At 39.7% G+C, this 24857-nt stretch carries 21 protein-coding genes and 1 pseudogene; 11 read left to right on the top strand and 11 right to left on the bottom strand.

What is annotated here, in order from left to right; translation table 11 throughout:
• Positions 1–69 precede the first annotated feature (69 nt).
• The 4 genes from torA to CTN01_RS07405 all read left to right on the top strand — a co-directional run bounded on the left by torA (position 70) and on the right by CTN01_RS07405 (position 5717).
• Entirely contained in the window at positions 70–2550 is a 2481-nt protein-coding gene (torA, locus tag CTN01_RS07420) for a trimethylamine-N-oxide reductase TorA (protein WP_045147916.1), read from the top strand.
• 133 nt (positions 2551–2683) lie between these two features.
• Positions 2684–3136: a group II truncated hemoglobin gene (locus tag CTN01_RS07415; protein ID WP_045147914.1), complete on the top strand. Its 453-nt coding sequence runs from the start codon at positions 2684–2686 to the stop codon at positions 3134–3136.
• Positions 3137–3271: 135 nt separating this feature from the next.
• Complete coding sequence (locus CTN01_RS07410; RefSeq protein WP_045147913.1) at positions 3272–4054, top strand: TSUP family transporter; 783 nt, start codon at positions 3272–3274, stop codon at positions 4052–4054.
• A 277-nt stretch (positions 4055–4331) separates the two neighbouring features.
• Positions 4332–5717: a sensor domain-containing diguanylate cyclase gene (locus tag CTN01_RS07405; protein WP_107342127.1), complete on the top strand. Its 1386-nt coding sequence runs from the start codon at positions 4332–4334 to the stop codon at positions 5715–5717.
• A gap of 26 nt (positions 5718–5743) precedes the next feature.
• Here CTN01_RS07405 and CTN01_RS07400 read toward each other — a convergent pair whose 3' ends face one another.
• Positions 5744–6592, bottom strand: coding sequence for a LysR family transcriptional regulator (locus CTN01_RS07400; RefSeq protein ID WP_045147912.1), 849 nt, complete (start codon positions 6590–6592; stop codon positions 5744–5746).
• A 369-nt stretch (positions 6593–6961) separates the two neighbouring features.
• Between CTN01_RS07400 and CTN01_RS07395 the strand changes: the two genes are divergently transcribed.
• Both CTN01_RS07395 and CTN01_RS07390 read left to right on the top strand, forming a co-directional pair.
• Positions 6962–7666: a hypothetical protein gene (locus CTN01_RS07395; RefSeq protein WP_045147911.1), complete on the top strand. Its 705-nt coding sequence runs from the start codon at positions 6962–6964 to the stop codon at positions 7664–7666.
• Complete coding sequence (locus CTN01_RS07390) at positions 7660–9936, top strand: DEAD/DEAH box helicase (RefSeq protein ID WP_045147910.1); 2277 nt, start codon at positions 7660–7662, stop codon at positions 9934–9936. The genes CTN01_RS07395 and CTN01_RS07390 overlap by 7 nt, the downstream gene beginning before the upstream one ends.
• A gap of 91 nt (positions 9937–10027) precedes the next feature.
• Here CTN01_RS07390 and CTN01_RS23000 read toward each other — a convergent pair.
• Positions 10028–10565 (bottom strand): annotated as a pseudogene (locus CTN01_RS23000) (zinc-binding metallopeptidase family protein); the annotation flags it as partial.
• A gap of 131 nt (positions 10566–10696) precedes the next feature.
• Between CTN01_RS23000 and CTN01_RS07380 the strand changes: the two are divergent.
• On the top strand, positions 10697–11062 hold the full coding sequence (locus CTN01_RS07380) for a DUF4870 family protein (RefSeq protein ID WP_052666568.1): 366 nt from the start codon (positions 10697–10699) through the stop codon (positions 11060–11062).
• A gap of 89 nt (positions 11063–11151) precedes the next feature.
• On the opposite strand, the gene CTN01_RS07375 is transcribed toward CTN01_RS07380, so the two are convergent.
• From CTN01_RS07375 to CTN01_RS07335, 9 genes are all read right to left on the bottom strand, one after another.
• Positions 11152–11649 carry a hypothetical protein gene (locus CTN01_RS07375; protein WP_045127122.1) on the bottom strand — a complete coding sequence of 166 codons (498 nt, stop codon included), beginning with the start codon at positions 11647–11649 and terminating at the stop codon, positions 11152–11154.
• A 14-nt stretch (positions 11650–11663) separates the two neighbouring features.
• A complete protein-coding gene (locus CTN01_RS07370) occupies positions 11664–12176 on the bottom strand; it encodes a copper chaperone PCu(A)C (RefSeq protein ID WP_045147908.1) in 513 nt (170 codons plus the stop codon).
• Positions 12177–12194: 18 nt separating this feature from the next.
• Positions 12195–12815 (bottom strand): SCO family protein, encoded by a 621-nt coding sequence (locus CTN01_RS07365; RefSeq protein WP_107342126.1) that lies wholly within the window; start codon positions 12813–12815, stop codon positions 12195–12197.
• On the bottom strand, positions 12815–13732 hold the full coding sequence (cyoE, locus tag CTN01_RS07360; RefSeq protein ID WP_045127120.1) for a heme o synthase: 918 nt from the start codon (positions 13730–13732) through the stop codon (positions 12815–12817). Before cyoE ends, CTN01_RS07365 begins: the two co-directional genes overlap by 1 nt.
• Positions 13733–13744: 12 nt before the next feature.
• Positions 13745–14083: a cytochrome o ubiquinol oxidase subunit IV gene (cyoD, locus tag CTN01_RS07355; protein ID WP_005367198.1), complete on the bottom strand. Its 339-nt coding sequence runs from the start codon at positions 14081–14083 to the stop codon at positions 13745–13747.
• Positions 14083–14727: a cytochrome o ubiquinol oxidase subunit III gene (gene cyoC / locus CTN01_RS07350; RefSeq protein WP_005367201.1), complete on the bottom strand. Its 645-nt coding sequence runs from the start codon at positions 14725–14727 to the stop codon at positions 14083–14085. Before cyoC ends, cyoD begins: the two co-directional genes overlap by 1 nt.
• A gap of 15 nt (positions 14728–14742) precedes the next feature.
• The gene (cyoB, locus tag CTN01_RS07345; protein ID WP_208598937.1) at positions 14743–16794 is read right to left on the bottom strand and encodes a cytochrome o ubiquinol oxidase subunit I; all 2052 of its coding nucleotides are present in this window, start codon (positions 16792–16794) and stop codon (positions 14743–14745) included.
• 28 nt (positions 16795–16822) lie between these two features.
• The gene (gene cyoA, locus CTN01_RS07340) at positions 16823–17710 is read right to left on the bottom strand and encodes a ubiquinol oxidase subunit II (RefSeq protein ID WP_045147905.1); all 888 of its coding nucleotides are present in this window, start codon (positions 17708–17710) and stop codon (positions 16823–16825) included.
• A 1145-nt stretch (positions 17711–18855) separates the two neighbouring features.
• Entirely contained in the window at positions 18856–19359 is a 504-nt protein-coding gene (locus tag CTN01_RS07335) for a MarR family winged helix-turn-helix transcriptional regulator (protein WP_005367205.1), read from the bottom strand.
• 310 nt (positions 19360–19669) lie between these two features.
• Here CTN01_RS07335 and CTN01_RS07330 point away from each other — a divergent pair, with 310 nt between their 5' ends.
• The 4 genes from CTN01_RS07330 (at position 19670) to CTN01_RS07315 (ending at position 24669) form a co-directional block, all read left to right on the top strand.
• On the top strand, positions 19670–20923 hold the full coding sequence (locus CTN01_RS07330; protein ID WP_045147904.1) for an imelysin family protein: 1254 nt from the start codon (positions 19670–19672) through the stop codon (positions 20921–20923).
• Positions 20924–21017: 94 nt separating this feature from the next.
• Positions 21018–22454, top strand: coding sequence for a di-heme oxidoreductase family protein (locus CTN01_RS07325; RefSeq protein WP_107342125.1), 1437 nt, complete (start codon positions 21018–21020; stop codon positions 22452–22454).
• Positions 22455–22469: 15 nt separating this feature from the next.
• Positions 22470–23567, top strand: a complete 1098-nt coding sequence (locus CTN01_RS07320) for an imelysin family protein (protein ID WP_045147900.1) — start codon at positions 22470–22472, stop codon at positions 23565–23567.
• Positions 23548–24669 carry a DUF1513 domain-containing protein gene (locus tag CTN01_RS07315; RefSeq protein WP_181318107.1) on the top strand — a complete coding sequence of 374 codons (1122 nt, stop codon included), beginning with the start codon at positions 23548–23550 and terminating at the stop codon, positions 24667–24669. The genes CTN01_RS07320 and CTN01_RS07315 overlap by 20 nt, the downstream gene beginning before the upstream one ends.
• The last annotated feature ends 188 nt before the right edge of the window (positions 24670–24857 follow it).

Raw genomic sequence — 24857 nt, 5'->3', positions numbered from 1 at the left:
AAACTAAAGGTTGCTCAACATTCATCATGTTCAGCAACCTTTTTACGTTTTAATCGTGAGGAATTTTTTATGTCACTGAGTAGACGTAAATTTTTGCAAGGTTTAGCAACTACGAGTGCCGCTTCTGTTATTGGTCCCGGATTGCTGATGCAAGCGGCTAAGGCTGCTGAAGAAGTAACAAAATCAACAGAGGCGCCGGGTATTTGGAAAGTGTCTGGTTCACACTGGGGAGCATTTAGAGCGCGTATTTATAACGGCCAAGTCGCAGAAATTAAGCCCTTTGAATTAGATAAGCATCCAACTGATATGCTTAACGGTATTAAAGGGATAATTTATAGTCCTTCAAGAATTCGTTATCCCATGGTGCGGTTAGACTGGCTTAAGAAAAACAAATACAGTGGCGAAACACGAGGTAACAATCGCTTTGTTCGAGTAACGTGGGATGAAGCGTTAGATCTTTTCTACCAAGAATTACAGCGTATCCAAAAAGATTATGGTCCTTGGGCTCTTCATGCGGGGCAAACAGGCTGGCGTGAAACAGGGCAGTTCCAAAGTTGTACCTCACACATGCAACGTGCGGTGGGTATGCATGGTAACTTTATTAAAAAAGTGGGGGATTACTCAACGGGAGCTGGGCAAACTATCTTACCTTATGTACTTGGTTCTACCGAGGTATATGCTCAAGCAACAACATGGACAACAATCTTAAAAGAGACCAAAACCTTAATCTGGTGGTCTAACGATCCGATAAAAAATAGCCAAGTTGGTTGGCAGTGTGAAACGCACGGCTCTTATGGTTATTACGCCCAATTAAAAGACAAAGTCGCAAAGGGCGAGCTCACCATGATATCCGTCGATCCTGTAGTGTCGAAAAGCCAAAAATATTTCGGCTGTGAAAATCAATACGTGAATCCTCAAACCGATGTTCCTTTTATGTTAGGTATTGCCCATACCTTATATAAAGAAAACCTTTACGATAAACAATTTTTAGAAATGTATACCTTAGGCTTTGACGAATTTTTGCCGTATTTACTTGGTACAGGTAAAGATAAAGTCGAGAAAACCCCAGAATGGGCAGAAAAAATTTGTGGTGTTAAAGCCGACGATATTCGTAAATTTGCTCGTCGCTTAGTAAAAGATCGCACCATGATAATGTTTGGCTGGGCAGTACAACGCCAGCAACATGGTGAACAGCCGTATTGGATGGGAGCAGTGTTGGCATCTATGCTCGGACAAATTGGCTTACCCGGAGGTGGGGTTTCATATTCTCATTTCTATAGTGGTGTTGGATTGCCATTTAGTACTGCAGCTGGGCCGGGTGGTTTTCCACGAAATGTCGATGAAGGGCAAGAGCCTGTTTGGAATAATAATGACTTCAAAGGTTATAGCGCAGTTATTCCTGTTGCTCGGTGGATTGATGCGATTATGGAGCCGGGGAAAAAGATCAAATATAACGGCGGTAACGTCGTATTACCCGATATTAAAATGATGGTGTTTAGCGGCTGTAACCCATGGAATCACCATCAACAACGTAATCGAATGAAAGAAGCGTTCAGAAAGCTACAAACCGTCGTCAATATTGATTATACATGGACGCCAACTTGTCGTTTCTCCGATATCGTATTACCAGCATGTACGCAGTTTGAACGTAATGATCTCGACCAATACGGCACGTATTCCACCTCTGGTGTGTTAGCGATGCATAAATTGGTTGACCCTCTATACCAATCAAAAACAGATTTTCAGATCTTCACTGAACTGACCGAACGATTCGGTAAAAGTAAGCAATATACGCGCGGCATGACAGAAATGCAGTGGATACAAGATCTGTATAAAAGTTGTCGTGATGCAAACAAAGATAAAAACCCGATGCCAGAATTTAACGAGTTTTGGAAAAATGGCATCGTCGAATTTAAAACCGACCAAACCTTCGTTAGCCATGAAGCGTTCCGAAATGATCCTGAAATCAACTCACTGGGTACACCATCAGGGTTTATAGAAATTTATAGCCGAAAAATAGCGCGTTATAACTATGAACATTGCCAAGGGCACCCAATGTGGTTTGAAAAAGAAGAACGTTCTCATGGTGGTCCGAAATCGGAGAAGTTTCCATTCTGGCTTCAATCTTGCCATCCCAATCAGCGCTTACACTCACAAATGTGTGATTCGGAAGAGTACCGTAATACCTATGCAGTGAAAGATCATGAGCCCGTTTATATCAACCCCGATGATGCGAAGAAAAAAGGCATTAAAGACGGTGATATTGTTCGAGTCTTTAATGATCGCGGCCAGTTATTAGCAGGGGCGGTATTATCGGAAGATTACCCAACAGGCGTAATAAGAATTTACGAAGGGGCATGGTTTGGGCCGTTGAATAACGACATTGGTGCGATTGATACTTATGGTGATCCTAATACCGTCACCATTGATATTCCAAGCTCACAATTAGCGCAAGCAACCAGTGCCAATACCGTTGTTGTCGATATTGAAAAATTCACTGGCGAAGTACCGCCTGTGACTTCATTCAGTGGGCCTATTTATGTGAGTTAAACCGCGATAACAGCAGCAGTAAATAAGCCATTGCTGTGACATCAAGCAAACAATAAAGAGCCAGTAACATGGCTCTTTATTTTTTTTAGATATAATAAAATAAACAAAAGCAGTAAAAGACAGTGAGTCGAGATTGGATAGTTCAGAATACCCAGAGCAAGATGAGTTTTCAGGTGTAAAGAAAGCCAAAGCGCCCGTATATGGGGTGGGAGACAGCACCTTACAAGCGGCGGGTGGTGAGCAAGGGGTTAAACAATTAGTGGATGCCTTTTATCACTATATGGATACCTTGCCTGTTGCAGCCAAAGTACGTGCTATGCATAACCCTGATTTAACGGAATCTAAAGCTAAACTCACCACATTTTTAGTGGGCTGGATGGGCGGCCCTTCTCGTTACGCAGAAATGTATGGCTCCATCAATATACCGGGCGCGCACCGTCATTTAGATATTGGTTTAGCAGAAAAAGATGCATGGCTATTGTGTATGCAAAAAGCGTTAGACGACCAGCCTTATGAAGAAACCTTCAAACGCTACGTCATGGTACAGCTTTCCTTCCCCGCAGAAATGTGCCGCAACAGAAAGTAATCGCTAAGCAATCATTTTCTATATCGGCAACCTATTCCAACTTGGAATAGGTTGTCGTCTTGTTTTTCGCTATTGCATTTTTATTCATAACGTTAATATCACGATATTTAATAATAACTTACAATGTGAGTCGCAATGGAATTAACGTTAGAGATCTTCGTACTACTGTTTTTTGTCGCAGGATTAGCCGGCTTTATTGATGCCATTGCTGGTGGCGGTGGGTTATTAACAGTTCCTGCTTTATTGTCGGTGGGCATTCCGCCAGCACAGGTACTTGCCACCAATAAATTACAAAGCTCATTTGGTAGTTTTTCAGCATCTCTGTACTTTGTCCGTAATGGATTAGTGAAACTTAAAGACATGCGCTTAGCCATTGCCTGTACCTTTACTGGCTCAGCGATTGGCGCGTTGTTAGTTCAACATATTGATGCAGGTATATTAACCAGTCTTATTCCTCTCTTATTAATATTTGTATCACTGTATTTTCTTTTTAGTCCTAATATCGGCAAACCGCAGGGCGATCCAAAACTATCAGAAGCAATGTTTGCTTTTGCCGTGGGTACATCGATTGGTTTTTATGATGGTTTCTTTGGTCCAGGAACCGGCTCTTTATTTACTATTTGTTTTGTTGCGATTGCTAAGTTTGGCCTAGTTGAGGCAACAGCGAGAACCAAAATATTAAACTTCACTTCTAATATCGCTGCGCTTACCTTCTTTATTATCGCAGGGCTACCTCTTTGGAAACTGGGTTTAATTATGGCAGCAGGTGGCTTTATTGGTGCGCGTTTAGGGGCACACATTGTGATTAATAAAGGGCAAAAGTTTATTCGTCCAATGGTTATTATTATGTCGATGATCATGGCGATTAAACTGCTTTGGGATCAACACCCACAATGGTTTCAATTTCTTAGTTTTTAAATTCAATAAATAAAACGAATGCCACGCTATACATCTATTTAGCGTGGCATACAAAATAAAAAGAAAGAGACAAGAGGAGTGATAGGCGTAACAAATAAAAAAATAGTAAATCATAATAATTAAATATTTTTACTCTTCGATATTCTAAATAAACTCTAGCAGTGTAAGAAAATGCTTCATTTTTTGCACATAAGATATTAATTTTATTCAAAATGAAGTATATTTGCGCAATTAAGCGATTGATATTTTCAACTCTAATGCTGGCAGTGATTTATTTATGGATAACAAATTTAAAGTAAGGATAACGCATTCTGGCTTTGCAATATTACTTGCCTTGTTTTTATTTTTAATTGTTATTGAATTGTTGTTTTTTAATAACAAAAATAAACATAATATATTAATTGATAAAGATACTGCTAATATCAGTCAGACCATCACAACAAAAATTAATGAACAAATTAATAGTATGGTTGTTAGCCTTAAAGCATTAAGTTATTCATTAAATATTCAAAACGGCAAGAATACGAAAGACTTTGATAGAATAGCTAAAAAAGTTATGGCTGATAACGATGTTATTTCAGAACTTCAATATGCGCCTAGGGGGATTATTACAGATATTTACCCTAACCAGACAAAGCATACTGCGATAGGGCACGATCTCACCCATATTGAAGAGCGTAAAAAAGGCGTATTACTTTCCATTGAAAACCGAAATGTTAGCCTAATTGGTCCTGTTAAGCTCATTCAAAACGGTAAACTGGCGTTTATTTTACGTTTACCCTTATTTAATGAAAAAAATGAGTTTACAGGGTTTGTTAATGCGATCAGTTACCTTGATACATTTCGAGAAAAACTAGCGCTAGATAAAAGCTATTATAAAATCCTTGGCTTTAACCCAGATGGTCATCGATTAACTATTTTTAATAACCTAGAAAAGACCTGCGAAAAAACCGATAACTCATTTACAGTAAAAGTGCCGAATGGTGAGTGGTTGTTCGTTATTCAAAACCAACAAAAAAGCCACCAAGACAACAGTCTCTATTTAAGGTGCTTGCTTTACATTTTCTCTTGCTTGATCTGCGTTTATGTCTATAAGCGCGAGATGTACCTTAAACAGAGCCAGAACTCTATTCTTGATATGAATATGATGCTGCAAAAAGCGTCATATACTGATGAGTTAACACATCTACCCAACAGACGTTTGTTAAATGAAAAGCTAGATGCTATTTCAACGGAAACCAACAACCAAACCTACAGTATTGCGATATTCGATATCGATAACTTTAAACAGGTTAATGATACTTATGGGCACGATGTTGGTGATGATGTACTGGTTGCGTTTGCCAACATTTGTTTATCGAGCATACGTTCGACCGATATCATTGCGCGTTGGGGCGGTGAAGAGTTTGTGTTGTTAATGGAAAATACCGACAGTCATCATGGCCAAGAAATTTGTACGCGTATTCTTCACACCTTGTCACAGCATCGTATTACCTCTGGTGATACTCATTTTTCAGTGACATCATCGGTTGGGTTATGTGAATTTACCACCCCAGACTTTACGATAACCAGAGTGATGAAGTGTATTGATGAAGCGCTATATGTATCTAAAAAAACGGGTAAAAACAAAGTTACACTAGGGCATTTAAGCGCGAATAAATAGCGTTTCTACTCGGGGGTAGTGATCAGTTAAATTGTTTTTGGGATCACAACATCAGCAATAGTCTTAACCAGTTTTTTCACCCTAGGTAGCTTGTAACTATTTTGACGATAAATCAGATTAATAGGGCGGGTTAAGCCAGATAACGCTTCAAAATCAAAACAGAACGTATCTTCAATCTTGAGTGTGTTCACAATCGATAAAGGCACAAGTGCTGGTGCCATACCAGCCAAGGCTAACTGTGCTGCGGCAGTGTAAGAATCCATCTCCATTAATGGTGCAATCCCAACTTTTTGCAAAATAGCAGCTTGAGAGTAATTAGATGGGTTTTTTAAATCATTCACCACTAACGCTTTCGGTAATGCCGTCAAAGGTTGGTTAAATACCACCTTAAAAGGCTCATCGATTAAATGCTCGGCAATAAAACTATAGTTTGCAGGTAGATGTCCCGCACAAAAACCAATAGATGCCTTACCAGATTGCACGTTTTCGACAATCACTGGGGTATGGTGAGTGGTAATTGAAATGTATTTATCGTGCTGGAAATATTGCCCCATCGCTTGTGATAAATAACCCGCGACTAAGGTTTCAGAGCAATCAATCGTAATAATGCTTTGATCGTCTAAATTCTGATGTTCAAAAATCAGCCCTCGAATTTCATTAAAACTCGGCCCTACATTGTTAATCAGCGCATGGGCGTCAGGGGTTAGCTTAATTAATCGACCCGCAGGTATGATCAGCTTAGTGCCTAATGTCGCCTCTAGCTTGGCAATCCGTTTGCTCACTGCGGATTGGCTGATATACAAACGGCTACCCGTACGGCTCATGGTGCCTTCTTCTGCTAGCACTAATAAGGTTTCAATACCTTCGAGTAACATAGTTCATTCCATTGATGAAAGAGAGGAATTAATCATAAAGGATGATGTGTTGAAGGGCTAGTGATACTGAATTTACAGATTCATATACAACAAATTAACTAAATAGCATAAATACAATAAGATAAATTTTATATAAGAAACTTAATGCTTAAAAGGGATGTTGTTTATGCTTTTAAGCATTACCTTGTCTTTTTTTATGGTGTTGTTTTGTTAATAGCTCATTATTCTTATTTTCATGAAATCACTCATGTTATCAGTATTATAGCGTGGACATAAAAATAAATTAAATGGCAAAATAACGTTCTTTGTGTATTGATAATTAGACATTACAATACTGGTAATATAATTATAAGTTAGTTGGTGACGTAGTTGAGTAAAAGAGATAATGATTGGGGTTGTAATCACGAATGCTATTTTGATGACAATAAAGTTAAAGCTTGTATTGTGAAAGTTGATGATTTAACAAAAATATCAGAACAACTGTCAAAGTCTGTCCTTGATGAGTCTTGGATGCTTGAGTTAGACAGAGGAACACGACGGTCTTATGAGTATACAGCTCGTGATACAGCTGAAGCTTTAGTATCAATTTTTAAGGATTTCTCTGACGATAATGAACTTGGCGCTGAATTTGGAGAGGTGATGGTATCAATTAGTTCAGCGAGATCATTAGCTATGATTTTTGATCATAAAGTATTACCGATCGCTGAAATTTGGAAACCACAACTTAAACAAAATGAAGGTTTTGATTTTCATACAGAATGCAATGCTCAATTAATTAACTTTGGAGAAGCTAAGTTTTCTGGAAACAAAAATCCACATGGTTTAGCTATACCTCAAGCCGAACGATTTATAAATGAAGAGAAACACTTCAGAGATCGTGTGCACTTAATTAACCTTACATCTGTTCAGTCAATTAGTAATCTTGATGATGATAAGTATGGGGCTATTGCTGCATTCTCAATAAATTCAGAAAACTATAATCTGATAATGCAGAATGCCATAGAGAGCATTAACGCATCAGATTTACTAAGTAAGGTTCAATATGCTTATTTAGTTGGAGTTGTTGTATGTTAAATATTCTGGAAATAAAGTCAGATACAGAGCCTAATTCTAGCGTTAGTTGCTTAATTGAAAGACTTCATAAAGAAGGACCTATCAATAATGAAGTAATCCAAGCTATTACGTATTACAAACTTTTTCATATTGAGGTATTTAAGAACTATGAAGAGAGGTTATTATCTGTATTAGGCTTATTTTATAAGAATGAGAGCCCGTCAGATCTATTTTCATTTTTACTTTCAGGTATTGGACAAGAGAATAAAAAGAGATTTGGTGCGCTATTGACCCCTGTTCAAGCCAGTGTACGACAGGCAGTAGAGGATTATAGGTATACATCAATTTCAGCACCTACTAGTGCAGGAAAATCATTTTCCATCAGAGATTATATATTCGAGCAAGAGAAAGATAGCGTTATTGTTGTACCATCACGAGCGTTAATTGCTGAGTATATGACAACTCTTCGGGATAGGTTTAAAAATGATAAAACAGTGATGATTTCCTCTTTTGTTGATCATGTATTTACAAGCCGATCATTGAGAAGAATTTTTGTTCTTACTCCTGAAAGAGCTAGAGAGTTGTTTTCATATGTAAATAAGTTAGATATATCTCTATTCTTTTTTGATGAAGCGCAGGTTTCAGAAGAGGCAGAAAGAGGTGTTATCTTTGATGTTTTAGTTAGACGTGTACAACGAGCTTATCCAAATGCGAAATTGGTTTTTGCACACCCTTTTGTTGATAATCCCGATGCTCAAATGAAAAAGCATAATTTAAATGAAAATTTGTCTTATGCTAGATCATATCAACATAATACAGTAGGTAAGGCTTTTATATTTGGGCACAATAATAAAAAAGACTATTATTTCTCACCATTCAAAGATAAAGGGCATCTTGTTCGAAATAGTATTCAATTAGAAGAAAAATTTGAAAAAATAGCATTTGATGGCAAGCATACAGTTTTGGTGTACGTCTCGAAAGCGTCTCTTTATCGAGGTGATTTTATAAATGAGTTTCAAAAATATGTAGATAAATTTGATGTTATTTTAGATGCTCAAGCAATCTCTTTGATTGAAGAAGTAGAAGTTCTAATTGGTGCGAATGAACAAGACCATCACTCTAATCTTGTTGCTTTGTTGAAAAAAGGGGTAGTAATTCATCATGGATCTGTTCCTCTTGAAGTTCGCTTTTTGATTGAAGACTTTATTCGATTAGGTTTTGCAAAAATTTGTTTTGCCACTAGTACGTTAGCGCAAGGTATTAATATGCCATTTGATGTAGTGTGGTTAGATAATATGAGAATGTTAGGCGGTGATGAAGCAGATAGAGCACTGGCATTTAAGAACTTAATTGGTAGAAGTGGAAGATTATCTAAAGATGCTATTTTTGATTTTGGTTATGTTTATACCAAAAATCCGATATTATTATCAGAACGTTTAAATACCCCTTTTATATTATCAGAAGAATCTTTACTTGAGCAGGATGTAGAAGGGATGGATGATGAGAGGGAATTAATATCTTCGATAATTGATGGAACATTCAATGAGTCGATGAATTTACCGTCAACCAAAGTAGAGAGATTATCTTCAGATCAAGCCATTAAACTAATGGATGATATTTTATCTTTGATATATGGAACCGAATTTGGTGTTAATCTATTTGGTGAAAAGAATAGAGACAATAGAATTATAGTTAAAGATTGTTTGAGATATATTTATGAGATTTCTTTAGATAGAAAATTATATGCAGGTGAGCGGAATGTATTCAATACAGCAATTGAAATCTTTTTCCATGTAATACAGGGGCGAAGCTTTAAAGAGATTGTTGGAATTAGATATGCTTATCTTGCTAATCGTGGCCAAGATCAAAATTTATATGCAAAGTTCAGTCAACCAGCTAATAAATTACCAGATAGTGGTCTTATTAATGAGTACCCTCTATTTAAAGAAATAAAATCTAAAGATGTAAGCTACGATGCAGTGGTATTCGATACTTATGATTATCTAGATACCGTAATTTCATTTTCATTATCAGATGTATTTATTGGTGCATTTAATATTTTTCATACAATTACAAAGGATCCAAGAGCACTTAAAATGGCTGAATTGTTACGATATGGAACTAACGATACTACTTATACATTGTTATTGCGTTATGGCTTTCCACCTGAAGAAATTAAAGAAATATCTAATTATGTTGAGTTAATTACAGAAGAAAATATTTTATTTAAACCTGAAATTTTTAATTGCCAAAGTAATGTGAGAGATCTTGTTGATTGGTACTTACCATAATTATTATTCAGTCTGAATAAAAAACCGATCGTTCGATCGGTTTTTTTATTAATAAGAGCCTACTAAACGGCGTAGTTATAAGTTTATTAGCTTATTGACTGTATCGCTCGCAGGTGATTTTGATTATCTCTGTTACAACAGAACTGGCTGCTTGTAGCGATTTAACCGGCAGATATTCATAAATAGAATGGAAGTTATGTGCCCCAGTGAAAAGGTTAGGGCAAGGTAAGCCTTTTTGTGACAACACTGCGCCATCATAGCCGCCCTCGCATTGGGATCGCGTTCATCGCTATGTTATTGCGTGTGTAAGCTTCTTTGGCAATATAGATAGGGAATCTCGCTTCACCTTCTAAACTATTTGCGACATTCTCGTAGCGGTTATCCAATTGAATCGAGATGGTAGATTCCCCCCACAATGTGGCACAGCTATCGGCAAGGTTTTGTAAAAATGCCATGCGATCACGATAGCCCTGTTGGCTGAAATCACGAATATCAAGTTTAAGTACTGTTTTAGCACTGTTGCCTGTCATTTCTTTTACCCAGTAATAACCTTCGCGCCCTTCGGTATACTGTGGTGCTTCACCTGCTGGCAACATGCTGATGAATTGATGTGCCATTAATAATGAATTTAGATATTCGTCGAATAACATTGTGTATCTCGTTGCATAGCAAGGTATTACGTTGCGAGTAAAAAAAGACCTATATAGTATTTTCACCATTATTTGATCGGATGATTAGCTGACAACTTTAGGAGTTTTACATGTCAGAGATGCAAGAAGAGGTAGTGGTTAATTCAGCCATGACAGTAAAAGATGAAGCCGCAAAAACAAACGCATTAATTGCCTATGGCTTGATGATTCTTGGTTTGTTTACAGGGGTTTTCTGGTTCGTTGGTGCAATTTGGGCAATGGTGAAAAAGGGTGATGCGCAAGGGACTATCTTTGCTGATCACTACAGCAATATCACAACAACGTTCTGGTGGGGGTTAGGCTTATCGATTATTTGCGGCATACTAACATTAGTTGTTGTTGGCTATTTCTTAGCGATTGCAGTCTGGATTTGGTCTATCTTCCGCGTGGTGAAAGGTTTAGCGAAACTGACTTCAAACAAAGGGTATAACGGCTAACGTTAATACTTCCTTTTGTGAAGAATATAAAAAATGCCCTGTACTTGAATAATCAAGAAACAGGGCATTGATACTGATTGTGGCTATAGTTAGTTACTAATCACTTGTCGTGTCGTTACTAAGCAAAAGTTTGAGAACTGCTCTGTTAGAAACGCTTGCTTACCAATAACCTTTTTGCTTTTAAGCACGTAGGTATGTTCATTCAGTTTCCCTTCGAAGTCCCATTTGCTAAAAGCTTCATGGCGGGCATCAGCACAAGAAGTTTGCAAAATATAGCTTTCAGTAACTGAAGTATCACATCCACCTTCGATATTTTTCACGCCATGAAAAGTCACATGGCTTTGACGATCACGATAAGTGGTTACAGCCAGCGCATTGAAAAGATGCACATCATCAGATTTACTAACGTAGGGCAGCATTCTATGAGGATTCTCTTTCAACGTGACTGTTGCCAAATCCCTCAGTTCAGAAGAGCAGGGGATAGCTTGGCTCTCAAGAATACTGTCCATTGATGTCTTCGCTTGAGCGACATTAAACAAGCTTGGTAACGCGATCAGCGAACCTAGCACACAAGCAAATAACTTCATATTTATACTCCGAATCAATACTTGGTCATCGGCATAACAGTTAATTGCACGTCAAACTTTTCACCGTTGTCAGCAACTAAAGTCACTTTGATTTCTTGACCTGGCTTTAAAGCTTCTTTAACACCCATAAACATGAGGTGGTAATCTTTTGGTTTTAGTTCAACAGAGCCATTTGCAGGGATCTCAAGCGAATCAACTTTACGCATCGCCATCTGACTATCACGCATAAACATACGATGGATCTCAGTGTGTTTTGCGATAGATGATTTTGCTTCTACAAGACGAATAGGCTCATCGGTATCGTTGGTGATCTTCATATAACCAGCGCTAACCTTTACCCCTGGAATAGTTGCTTTAGCACGGGCATTTTCAACCGTAAGTACGTCATTAATAGTTTGTACTTCATGGTATGTTTTCGTGTCAGCGGCAGCAGCATCATGCCCACTGTGATCGTGTGTACTATGGTCATGTGCAGAAGCTTGGAATGCAGCGAGTGCAAATGCGATCGATAATACGGTCTTTTTCATAATATTCCCTATAAATTTTTAGTTATTAGCAAGGGCATTGCTATGAGCACGGTCAATACCTGCCGCGAGTTCGATAGGTGTTGTTGTGTGGCTCATTGCATCAACCAGCTTTCCTTCTGGGTTTATGATATAGAAACGAGATGCGTGGTCAACGGTATAGCTAAGTTCAGAAGACTCCATATCAACTAAGTCAAAGTAAACACCATACTGTTCTGTTAGGGCGTCTATTTCTTCTTTTGTTCCTGTTAGTCCCTTAATGCGGTTATCAAAATGCTTAGCAAACTTGTCAAGAGAATCAAGGTCATCACGACCTGGATCGACACTAATAAAGATACCTTGTACGTTTGCATATTCTTCTGGTGGCAACATGGAAAAAGCTGTTGCCATCACGCCCATTGAAGAAGGGCAGACTTCTGCACAGTTAAGGAATCCAAAGTAAAGAACGACTGTTTGTCCTTTAAATTGGTTAAGATTAACGGTGCCATCAAGGCTATTTAGCTGAAACTCACCGCCAAGATCTTTAAGTGCTTTCTGTTTTTCTCCAATCGGGGTTGTACTGTTACTTACGTAAAGCGCGAAAATGCCAGCGAGGGCAAGTGCTCCAAGAAGGAGCACAATTTTTACAGGGTTTTTCGTCATTAACTTCGCTCCAGCAGAGTAGACACTACTGTATTACTAGCTTGATAATTTTCTGATAGGTCTCCCGCCGAAAAGTCGAGAGAAATAAGTAAACAAAACACCATGATGTTAGCGATTGAGCAAAGTAACATTTGTTTGCCCCATTGCGCATCTGGCACTTTTTGGTAGCCCACTTTGGCAATATATAACCAGTGAAGACTAACTAAACCAACACCCAGTGCATACCAGCTGCCCGCATAACCAAGGTAGTTAAGTGCTAAAGCTGCAACAGCAAACGCAATGATGTAAGCGATGATGTGTAAACGAGCACGTGCGATTCCCACTTCTACAGGTAGAACTGGAATGGATGCTGCTTTATAGTCATCAAATCGGTAAATGGCAATGGCATAGGAATGCGGAAGCTGCCAGATACAGAAAGTAACGAATAAGATCGCAGCGCCTGCATCGAAGTGACCTGTTACAGCGCAATAACCGATAACTGGAGGACATGCACCTGAAAGTCCGCCGATTAGTGTGCCGTAAACAGATTTACGTTTGTAATAAAGGCTATATAAACCGACATAGACAACGAACCCGAGCACACCAAATTGCAATGCAACCGTTGTTGTAAATTGGCTTAGTATATAAAAGCCAGACAAACCTAATACCGTAGCCCAGATAAGCGCGTGAGATACAGGTATAACATTTTTAACGAGCTCTCTTTCACAGGTGCGTTTCATTAAGCGATCGATATCTTTATCGATCACGTTGTTGAAAACACAGCCAGACGCAACGATTAGGCTAGTACCCATACAAACAGCAAGCAGTAATAGCCAATCGATATTGCCTTGAGAAGCGAGAAGCACACCACCGATGGCGGCAACTAAGTTGCCGCCGATAATACCGGGTTTGGTGATTTTTAGATAAGGTCTATACATCCTGTAACCCTATTAGTGACCCATCAGCATGTTGTGATTTAGGTGTTCCATAATCCACAACGAACCGATGAGGATAATTGCGACAATTACCACAACAAAAACAGCGGAAGAGGTATTCCACATTTGCTTTGATGAGGTGTTCATATGTAAAAAGTAAACAAGTTGAACAAAAATTTGCGCGACTGCGAAAACCATGATTACGCCGATAATTAGCGGCTTAGAGCCGATTCCAGCCATCACCATAACAAAAGGTACTACTGTTAGGATGATGGATAGAATCAAGCCATTCAAATACTCTTTTACGCTACCGTGAGCCTGTCCACCTTGGCCGTGCTCAGATGAATTAGCCATTACAATACCCCCATCAAGTAAACAACGCTGAATACACAGATCCAAATAACATCTAGGAAGTGCCAGAATAAGCTTAGGCAAGCTAGACGCGTTTTATTATCTTCAGAAAAACCATCACGTTTGAAGTGGACGAATAGAACAATCATCCAAATCAGGCCAGCAAATACGTGAAGGCCGTGCGTTGCAACAAGTGCATAGAAAGATGACCAGTATGCACTGCTGTGGAAAGTGGCACCTTCATTACTGAAATGCCAGAACTCATAAAGTTCCATTACTAAGAAAGACAGACCGAGCGCAAAGGTAATGCCCAACCATTTGAGCATGCCCTTCATGTCTTCTTTATTCGCCTTAAGCATCGCCATGCCAAAAGTGAAACTACTTAGAAGAAGTAGGGCAGTTTCACCAGCAACGAAAGTTAAGTTGAACAGTTCAGTTGGCTCAATTTGTCCAGCAAAGCTGTTTGAGAAAACGGCAAACACTGCGAAAAGTGTACCGAATAATAAACAGTCACTAAGGATATAAATCCAGAAACCAAAGATCGTATCGCCTGCGTAATCATGATGGTCATGATCATCGTGATCATGACCGCCATGTGACTGAGCAGCAACGTTTGGTTCAAATGTATGTTTAACTTCTGTAGTCATAATTGCTGTCAGTCCCTATGCCGTAACAGGTTTTAGGTCAGACGAATCATCTTCATCCTGATCTTCGTCTTTGTTTTCTTCGCTAGTCGAACCTTGTTCGCCATAAACACGTGCTAGATGTGCACGCTCAATTGCTTCAACTTCTGCAACTTCAACGTAGTAGTCTTTGTTGCGCTCAAAGCTGTATGCAATCCATGACGCCAAAATACCAACACCGCTAGCGATAACCATCCACCAGATGTGCCATACAAAAGCAAAACCAAGAGTTAATGCAAATGCGCTGATTACAACACCTGCCCAAGTATTCTTCGGCATATGAATGCGCTTGTAACGTTCAGGTGCTTGGTACGCTAAACCGTTCTCTTTTGCATAGTGGTGCTCATCACGGTCATGAATTTTAGGTAGCGTCGCGAAGTTGTAGAACGCTGGTGGCGAAGATGTTGCCCACTCAAGCGTACGTCCATCCCAAGGGTCACCGGTAAGATCAAGGTTCTTCTTACGGTCACGAATACTTACGTAAACTTGGTAGAACTGAGTCGCAATACCCGATGCAATGATAAATACGCCAAATGCAGAGATCCAAAGTAGTGGTGCCCACTCAGGGTTATCAGCAACATTCAGACGACGTGTCATACCACTGAAACCTAGAACGTAAATTGGCATGAAGGTTACGAAGAAGCCGACAGTCCAAAGAACACAAGAAAGCTTGCCTAGTTTTTCGTCTAGCTTGAAACCCGTTGCTTTCGGGAACCAGTAAGTGAAACCTGCAAAGTAACCGAATAGCGCACCACCGATAATTACGTTATGGAAGTGAGCGATAACGAATAAGCTGTTGTGAAGTACGAAGTTCGCTGCTGGAACTGCAAGCATTACACCTGTCATACCACCAATTGTGAAGGTAATTAGGAATGCAATTGTCCACCACATGCTCGCAGAAAACTCAACGCGACCTTTGTACATAGTAAATAGCCAGTTGAATATCTTAACCCCGGTTGGAATAGAGATAATCATCGTAGCAATACCGAAGAAAGCGTTAACACTTGCCCCTGCACCCATGGTGAAGAAGTGGTGTAGCCATACAACGAATGACAGAATCATGATAACGGCTGTTGCCCACACAAGTGAAACATAGCCGAATAGACGCTTACGTGAGAATGTCGCTGTGATTTCTGAGAAGATACCAAAAGCAGGTAAAATCAGAATGTATACTTCAGGGTGACCCCATGCCCAGATAAGGTTAACGTACATCATTACGTTACCGCCCATATCTGTAGTGAAGAAATGGGTGCCAATGTAACGGTCAAGTGTTAATAGCGTTAACGTTACTGTCAGAATTGGGAAAGCCAAAACAATCAGTGCGTTTGCACATAGCGATGTCCATGTAAACACAGGCATTTGCATCAGTTTCATACCTGGCGCACGCATGCGAATAATGGTCACAACGAAGTTAACACCGGTCAGTAGGGTACCGATACCAGAGATCTGCAGCGCCCAAAGCCAGTAGTCGACACCTACCCAAGGACTGTATTCCATACCAGATAATGGTGGGTAAGCAAGCCAACCTGTTGCAGCAAATTCACCGATAAACAGTGACATGTTAATCAGGATTGCACCAACAACGAATAGCCAAAAGCTCAAAGAGTTTAAGAATGGGAAGGCTACGTCACGTGCACCAATTTGAAGTGGAACGATGATGTTCATCAGGCCAACCACGAATGGCATGGCAACGAAGAAAATCATAATTACACCATGGGCACTAAAGATTTGGTCGTAGTGCTCAGGAGGTAGATAACCAGTTCCATTAATGGTTGCTGCTGCTTGTTGAGTACGCATCATGAAGGCGTCAGCAAAACCACGGAAAAGCATCACTGCCGCAACAATGATGTACATGATACCGATTTTTTTATGGTCGACGGAAGTAAACCATTGTTCCCACAAATGCTTCCACTTACCGTAGTAAGTGATTGCAGCTACAAGTGCTAGTCCGCCAAAAAGAGCGCCTAGCATAACAGGTAATATAACTGGGTCTGTAAATGGAATTACATCCCAATTTAGTTTGCCGAAGATAGGATCCGGATCGGCGTAGACATCGCCCTTATAAGCCATTTTGGACTCCCGCGTGTTTTTCAATAATATCTTTGAATCGAAGAGGATCGACAGATGCAAAATAAGTCACAGGGTGAGCTGTTTTAATTTGCTCTTTAGCATTTGCTGTCAGTACGTCGTAGCTACTGTCGTTCAATACTTTGTCGGATGCTTTTACTTTTTGAACCCATTGGTCAAAGTCGGCATTGTCAACTGCGTGTGCTTTGAACTTCATGTTGGTAAAACCAAAGCCGCTGTAGTTCGCAGAAATACCACGGTAAACGCCTTTCTCTTCTGCCATGAGGTGAAGTCGATTTTCCATCCCAGCCATTGCGTAAACCTGGCTACCAAGTTGTGGAATGAAGAATGAATTCATCGCAGTGTCAGATGTAACTAGGAATCTAACTGGGCGGTTAACAGGTAATGCAATCTCATTAACTGTTGCTATTTGCTGTTCAGGGTAGATAAACAGCCACTTCCAGTTCATTGCAACAACTTGGATAGTCAACGGTTTTTCTTCAGATGCAATCTCTTTACGCGGGTCGAGAGAATATGAGGTTTGATAAGTGATCCAACCAAGCGCAAGAATGATTAAGCAAGGAACTGCCCACACAACCACTTCGATTTTTGTGGAGTGCTCCCAGTTTGGTTTGTATTCCGCATCTTTATTGCTGTGGCGGTATTTGTAAGGGAAATACACGGACATCAGCAAAACAGGGACTATGATTATTGCCATCAAAAGTACTGATGTAATGATCAGTGAAGACTGGGCTTGACCAATCGAACCTTTTGAATCGAATAGAACCATGTTACTGCTAGTAAATAGGAACGTTAAAAGTGCTACTGATAAAATTGCAAGGATCGTTATCCCAACTTTCCTGCTACGTGTTATCTTCATTTTTCCTCCCTGACTTTGTACTACTTTCAAATATCCAGTAATGAAAATCAGAAGACTGCTTTAAAAGAATTGTCAAATATTTATTGTTTATTTGTAATTATTTAACGTTGAAAACAAAAATTTAGAAATTTGTTATTCATTATTGATATTAACCGTGTCTGATTTCCTTCTTTTGTTCATAAGGTTTATGAGTGCAATTTAATTGCAAAAGTGAGCAATGTAAAACACATGTTTCACTTTGTTGCAAAATGATGATGTACGTTGCAAATATTACTGAATTTGTACGTCACATTGATTTATTTTGCCTATTTTATAACTTATTCCACTTAGCTTTCATCCTTGTTGATCACTAATTTTTACATTGGTTAACGATTTAAGTGACTAATTTAGTCACTTTTGTGTCATTCAAAGATTTATCTCGAATTCTCTTTGACTATGATTTACTTAATAATTTATGTATTAAAGTACGATATGGATCATTTTTGAAAGGCACTTTAGCCCCGATGTTTTATGATTTTTTAACACCAAATTACCATGTGATTTCGATCACGCTTTTCTTTGGCTGTGTTTTTTTTTGTTACCCAATTGCAACATTGCATATGGCATGGGGTCGCCTTGACTCTCTTTTTCTTACTCTAGATTATTAGCTCATTGCGCTATTTTGCTACGGATGGGTTGTTGATGTTAATAACAATAGAATTGTGAATACATGCAGAATCTAGCAAGTCAATTGATTGTTATCGAGAATCAGCAAAAAGCGTGGGATCAATAGTAACAATTTAGGGCGCTGACTCTGATTGAACAGCAACCAACGATCAGAATAAATCGAAGACGTTTTTTGATGTTGGTTCTGGGGGGGAATTACCATTTCAGAAATGGGGGCGGTATGTATCGCTAATAACGATTAATGAACAATTTCATACCAAGTTTGTTAAAACGAGTGCAGGACAGTTTTGGCTAAAAAGAGAAGGTGTAGGTAGTGATGATGCTGGGTTCATTGTGCGGATATATCAACTTAGCCAAGATATTATAGATGGTGCGTAGGTGTTTCCAAAAAACGTAAAGATGCCCAAATAACCAAAAGTAAAAAACCGATCACTTGATCGGTTTTTTATTATCTCAATATTTGCAAACGTGTGTGATGCTTACTCTTCTAATTCGCTTTTGGTTTTTTCTTGTTGAGTAATGCTACCTACTTCAAGTAGGGGAGCTACATCAAGATGTTCGGCATTCATCATGGTTGAAATTCGCTGTACTGATGACAGTAGCAGTGATTGTTCCCAATCGTCCAACTCTTGGTATTGAGATATAAAGCTGTCTTGTAGCGGCAATGGCGCTTTTTCAAGGAGTGCTAAGCCATCTTCGGTAAGGTGAGCATGCACTTTACGCTTATCTAATTGGCTACGCTGACGTACCACTAAACCGCGTTTTTCTAGTCGATCAAGAATGGTAGTAGCCGTTGCTTGGCTCATATTAGTGTTATTAGAAAGCTGACGAATAGTCACTTCTTCACCTGATGCTTTAATCGCTCGCATCAAAACTAATTGAGGGCCTGTCAATCCTGCATTTTTGTTCAATTTTCTTGAATGCAGGTCGATAGCGCGAATAATTTGTCGAAGAGCGATCAGAACTTCTTCGTGCTTGTCCATGTAAATCTCCAAATCTTACAGCGGCATATTACGTGTTGAGATTTATCACTGCGGTAATAAATCTCAGTAGTGCAATATGTATCATTACGCTAGCTATAGCAAAGGTTATACGTGAAATACATCGAGATAATCGTTATATGTGTTCGAGTTATGGTTTTTTTAAAAAATTAAATGCAAATTATTACCATTAAATGCGGCTGATGTGTTTCAAAATGTTACCAATCTGATATATTGTCTTAATAATAACAATTATCACTTAGATTTTCATTCTTGGTTATATTAAGAAATGCTCAACAAGGAAGACGCTTTAATGAACAAAACATTTACTCACACTCTGATTGCGGCAGCGATTTTTACGTTGCCTACCGTGGCACAAGCGGCAACTAAAGAAGAAGTGGTGACGCATTATGCAGATCTTGCACACAGTGTTTATAGTGATGCATTAACGACCGCGCAAGATTTAGATAAAGCGATTGCTGCACTTGTTGCTAATCCTTCTGAAAAAACACTTTCAGCAGCACGTACCGCATGGAAAGCTTCTCGCGTTCCTTATCAACAATCTGAAGTATTCCGTTTTGGTAACGGTATTGTTGATGACTGGGAAGGACAATTAAATGCGTGGCCGTTAGATGAAGGTTTAATTGATTACGTAGCGAAAGATTACCAACACGAGCTTGGTAATGAAGGCGCAAAAGCGAATATCGTAGCAAGTAAAACCCTGAATGTGGGTAATAAAGAGATTGATGTTACTAAGATCACGCCTGAATTAATTGCTGACTTAAATGAATTAGGTGGCTCTGAAGCAAACGTTGCTTCTGGTTATCACGCCATTGAGTTCCTATTGTGGGGACAAGATCTTAACGGTACTAAGAGTGGTGCTGGCGATCGTAAATTTACAGATTTTGTAAAAGGCGAAGCGTGTACTAACGGTAACTGTGAACGTCGTGCTGAGTATTTAACGGCCTCTTCTCAACTGTTGATTAACGATCTGCAATGGATGGAAAAGCAGTGGTCAGCAACCGAAGCGAAGAACTACCGTAGTGAGTTACTAGCAGAATCAGCGGATAATGGTTTGCGTAAAATGCTATTTGGTATGGGCTCTCTTTCATTAGGTGAACTTGCTGGTGAGCGTATGAAAGTGGCATTAGAAGCCAATTCAACGGAAGACGAGCACGATTGTTTTTCAGATAACACCCATAACTCGCATTACTACAATGAGCAAGGTATCTATAACGTTTACACTGGTACTTACACCCGTACTAATGGTGAAGTGTTAACAGGCCCAAGTATTAATGATTTAGTAGCAGCGAAAGATAAGAAAGCCGCTGCTGAAATTAAAGCAGAATTTGATAAAACTCGTGCTCAACTACAAACACTTGTTGATTCAGCTGAAAAAGATAACCAACACTTTGATCAGCTTATTGCTACAGATAACAAAGCCGGCCATGCGTTGGTGAAAAAATCTATTATGGCGTTAGTGCAGCAAACGGCTGAAATTGAAAAAGCGGCAAGTATTATTGGGGTTAGTAATCTAAATCCAGATACAGCAGATCATCAGTTCTAAGTGACTTATCTCTCTACAAAAATATAAAAATAAGTCGCCAGCAGTTAGGGCGACTTTATTCGTATTTTAATAATAAGAATCTATGAGTGTGAGTATGAAGTCTTTAGCAACGATGTTGATGTCGTTAGGATTACTGCCTGTTATCGCGTCGGCAGAATCCACTATTCCTGAAGAAAAAAAAACAAAATATACCCAAGAGCGACTGGCAAAAATTAAATCTGGCGGTGATACGACAACGCCAAAAACAGGTGCCAATGCCTTTTCTTTGCCTTCAAGTAATTTGCCGATGTCTAAGCGATTAGATTTCAGTGTTGGTAACAGTTTTTTTCGTAACCCTTGGGTACAAGCGCCTGCAACAACCGATGCCCGTGATGGTTTAGGGCCGTTATTTAATACTAATGGTTGCCAGAATTGTCATATTAAAGATGGGCGTGGTCATCCACCTGAAAAAGGCGATACAAATTCTGTGTCTATGCTGGTGCGTTTAAGTATTCCTGCGTTAACAGATACCCAGAAAAAACAGTTGATTAAAAGCGGCACAATTCCAGACCCGATGTATGGCGATCAATTACAAGATTTTGCCTTGCCTGAAGCGAAACCTGAAGGGCAAATATCATTAACCTACAGTGATGAACCAGTGACGTTTGCTGACGGTGAAGTGATAACCCTGCGTAAGCCCAATTTAACTATCACGGATCTCAATTATGGCCCAATGGCGGAAGATGTAATGCTGTCTGCACGTATTGCGCCACCAATGATTGGATTAGGTTTGTTAGAGCATATTCCAGAGCAAACGTTAAAAAGTTTTGTTGAAGAGCAAGCCGCAGAAAATAAAGGCGTAAGTGGAAAGTTAAACCAAGTGTGGGATGTACAAGAAAATAAAACTGTCATTGGGCGTTTTGGTTGGAAAGCCGGACAACCAACTTTAATGCAACAAAATGCTGCCGCGTTTAATGGTGATTTAGGCTTAACCAGTGCGTTATTTGAACAAGAAAACTGTAGTGGTGCGCAATCAATTTGCCAAGAGCTGCCTAATGGCGGCAAACATGAAGTGACGGAAAAAGTACTTAATTTTGTTGAATTTTATTCTCAGCATTTAGCGGTTCCTGCACGTCGAAATATTACAGAACCTCAAGTCATGAAAGGTGAAAAGCTGTTTGCTGATATTGGCTGTGAAAGTTGTCACCGCACGAATATTAAGACAGCCAACGTACCTAATCGTCCAGCGTTATCTGAACAAACTATCAACCCTTATACCGATTTGTTATTACACGATATGGGTGAAGGGTTAGCTGATAATCGCCCTGAGTTTTTAGCTAATGGGCAAGAATGGCGAACACCGCCGTTATGGGGTTTAGGCTATACCGAGGAAGTGAACGGACACACTAACTTTTTACATGATGGACGTGCTCGCACAGTTATGGAAGCGGTGTTATGGCATGGCGGCGAAGCACAAATGAGCCGCGATAAAGTGTTGCAACTGCCTTTATCTGATCGCCAAGCATTAGTCGCGTTTTTAAATTCATTGTAAAGGAGCGGTATTGTAATGAAGAAGTATGCAAGCCAATCTCAGATTATTCTTACTGTTTGCACATTGGCGTTAAGTACTATGACCACTGGTTGTAGTGACGATAGTACTGACGTTTCAAAATCAGAGCCGAAACAAACGCTACCGATTGAAAATGTAAAAGCTACTGAGGCGTTAGGTTTTAATCTTACGCCTGTGTACGAATTGTCACTGGATGAAGCCACAGAGTATCAGCAATCGACCCGTTTACTTCATGACAGCGTTAGTCATATTTGTACTCAGTATAGTGATGCGTCTGTAGAAGCGGCGCAAGATGCATGGCTATCAACAATGCAAAGCTGGATGGCATTACAAGGCCGAGAAAAAGGCAGTGAAGAAGCTTTAGCGTTAAGCTGGCAAGTGCAATTTTGGCCTGACAAAAAGAACACCACAGGTAGAAAGCTTAAAGAGTTACTACAGTCTGAGAAGACATTTAGTAGCCAAGACATTGCTGATCAAAGTGTGGTTGTGCAAGGTTTAGGTGCTGCTGAGTGGTTTTTATTTCAAGAGCAAAAGCAGTTATCTCAGGCTAATTATTGTCATTTAGCCGATGCAATAACAGGGCATATGGTACAAACCGCCACAGATTTAGTCGCAGAATGGAAACATAACCCATGGCAAACATTACCGCCGCCATTAGCCTTGGGGGAATATTTAGGCGCGCTCAATAACCAGCTTGATTACACCCTTAAAAAGCTGACTCGTCCGATGGGGAAACCGGGAAAACCAAAACCATATCAATCGGAAGCGTGGCGTTCACAAACATCAATGGTGAGTTTAAAAGCGAGTGTGGAAGCATTACATCAGCTTTATTTAGCGAATGGCAATGGTTTGAATGCTTTATTGATTAAAGAAGGGCATGAGAGCACCGCGAACCGTATTAATCAGCGTTTTGAATTGTTGTTAGCTGATTGGCCACAAGAAAAGAGTATGGGATCGTTACTAAAAACAAAAGCTGGATACCGTGAATTAATTAATGTGTTCAATGGGTTGGAATATATCCAGTTAGCGTTACACGATGATGTAGCTGCAGAGCTAGGTATTGTGATGGGGTTTAATGCAACCGATGGAGATTAATTTAACGAGGCGTAAATTACTAGGTTATGCTCTTTCATCAGCCAGTACGTTACCGTTTATGTCGTTAACGGGCTGTGATGTTAACGCGCGGCATGGTGCTTCAGCACAATCACACCGTCAGCCAAAATTGATAGGTTGTAGTCGAACCGCTGCGGGGAAATTTGCAGCTGTTGTGGCTGATTTATCAGGAAATCCGCTGTTGAAAATTATGTTACCTGCACGGGGGCATGGTATTGCGTTGCAACGTAACGGCTCATTAACGGCGGTCTTTTCTCGCCGTCCTGGGCAATATGTTCAAGTGTTTGATCATCAATCATGTAAAGAATGGGGGTTGCGAGCAGCAGATCCTAATCGTTACTTTTACGGCCACGGTGTTTTTTCTGATGATGGTCAGTATTTGTATACAACGGAAGGAGAATCAGCAACCAGTCGTGGCATTATTGGGGTCTATGAGGTCAAGCAAGGTTTACCCAAAGTAGCTGAGTTTAGCGGTTTTGGTATTGGCCCCCATGAAGTGATTTGGGCTGATAATAATACCTTAGCGGTGGGTGTTGGTGGGGTACATACCCAAGGACGAACACCGTTAAATCTTGATTCAATGCAACCGGCATTAGTGTATTTAGATAAAAGCCGAGGTGAGATTGTTGATCAAGCAGAACTTGCAGATAAGCGACTTAGTATTCGCCACCTTAGCTTAATGGATAATGGCGGTATAGCTTGCGGTCAACAATATCGTGGTGAGCCTGAACATGCCGCACCGCTGGTGGCAACGCATCAACGGGGTCAGGCATTGCACTCTTTATTGGCTGAAGATGAACAATGGTTGAGGTTTAATCATTACATTGCCAGTATTGGTACGATTGATGGCTATTTATTAGCAACCTCACCAAGAGGTAATTGTTACGGTATTTGGGAGCAATCAACGCGAGAGTTAGTTGAGGTAAAGCCTTTAGTTGATGCTTCTGGTGTTGCAATGCTAGATAACCATTGGATTGTCGGCTCGGGAGCAGGGAAAATACTCAGTATTGATACCCATTTTAAAAAGACGTCAAAACAAAGTGCGATTATGTGGGATAACCATTGGGCTTTGTCTGTTGTCTAATTAGGTTATTTCCTACTGCTAAATTATAAATGCTGTTTCTTCTTATTATTAAGAAACAGCCCTATTTTTTGCAATGTGCGAATATTATTGCTAATAATTCCCCGTTTCCTTTCTATTCTTGTAGATATAGTTCACTTTAATCAAGTTGCGTCTACATTTGATGCTCTAAATACTATTATTAGTAATAG

Source organism: Photobacterium angustum, assembly GCF_003026365.1.
In the GTDB taxonomy this organism is placed as follows: Bacteria; Pseudomonadota; Gammaproteobacteria; order Enterobacterales; family Vibrionaceae; genus Photobacterium; species Photobacterium angustum.
The sequence above is the reverse complement of the archived record's forward strand: the minus strand, read 5'-3'. Positions and strand labels throughout refer to the sequence as shown.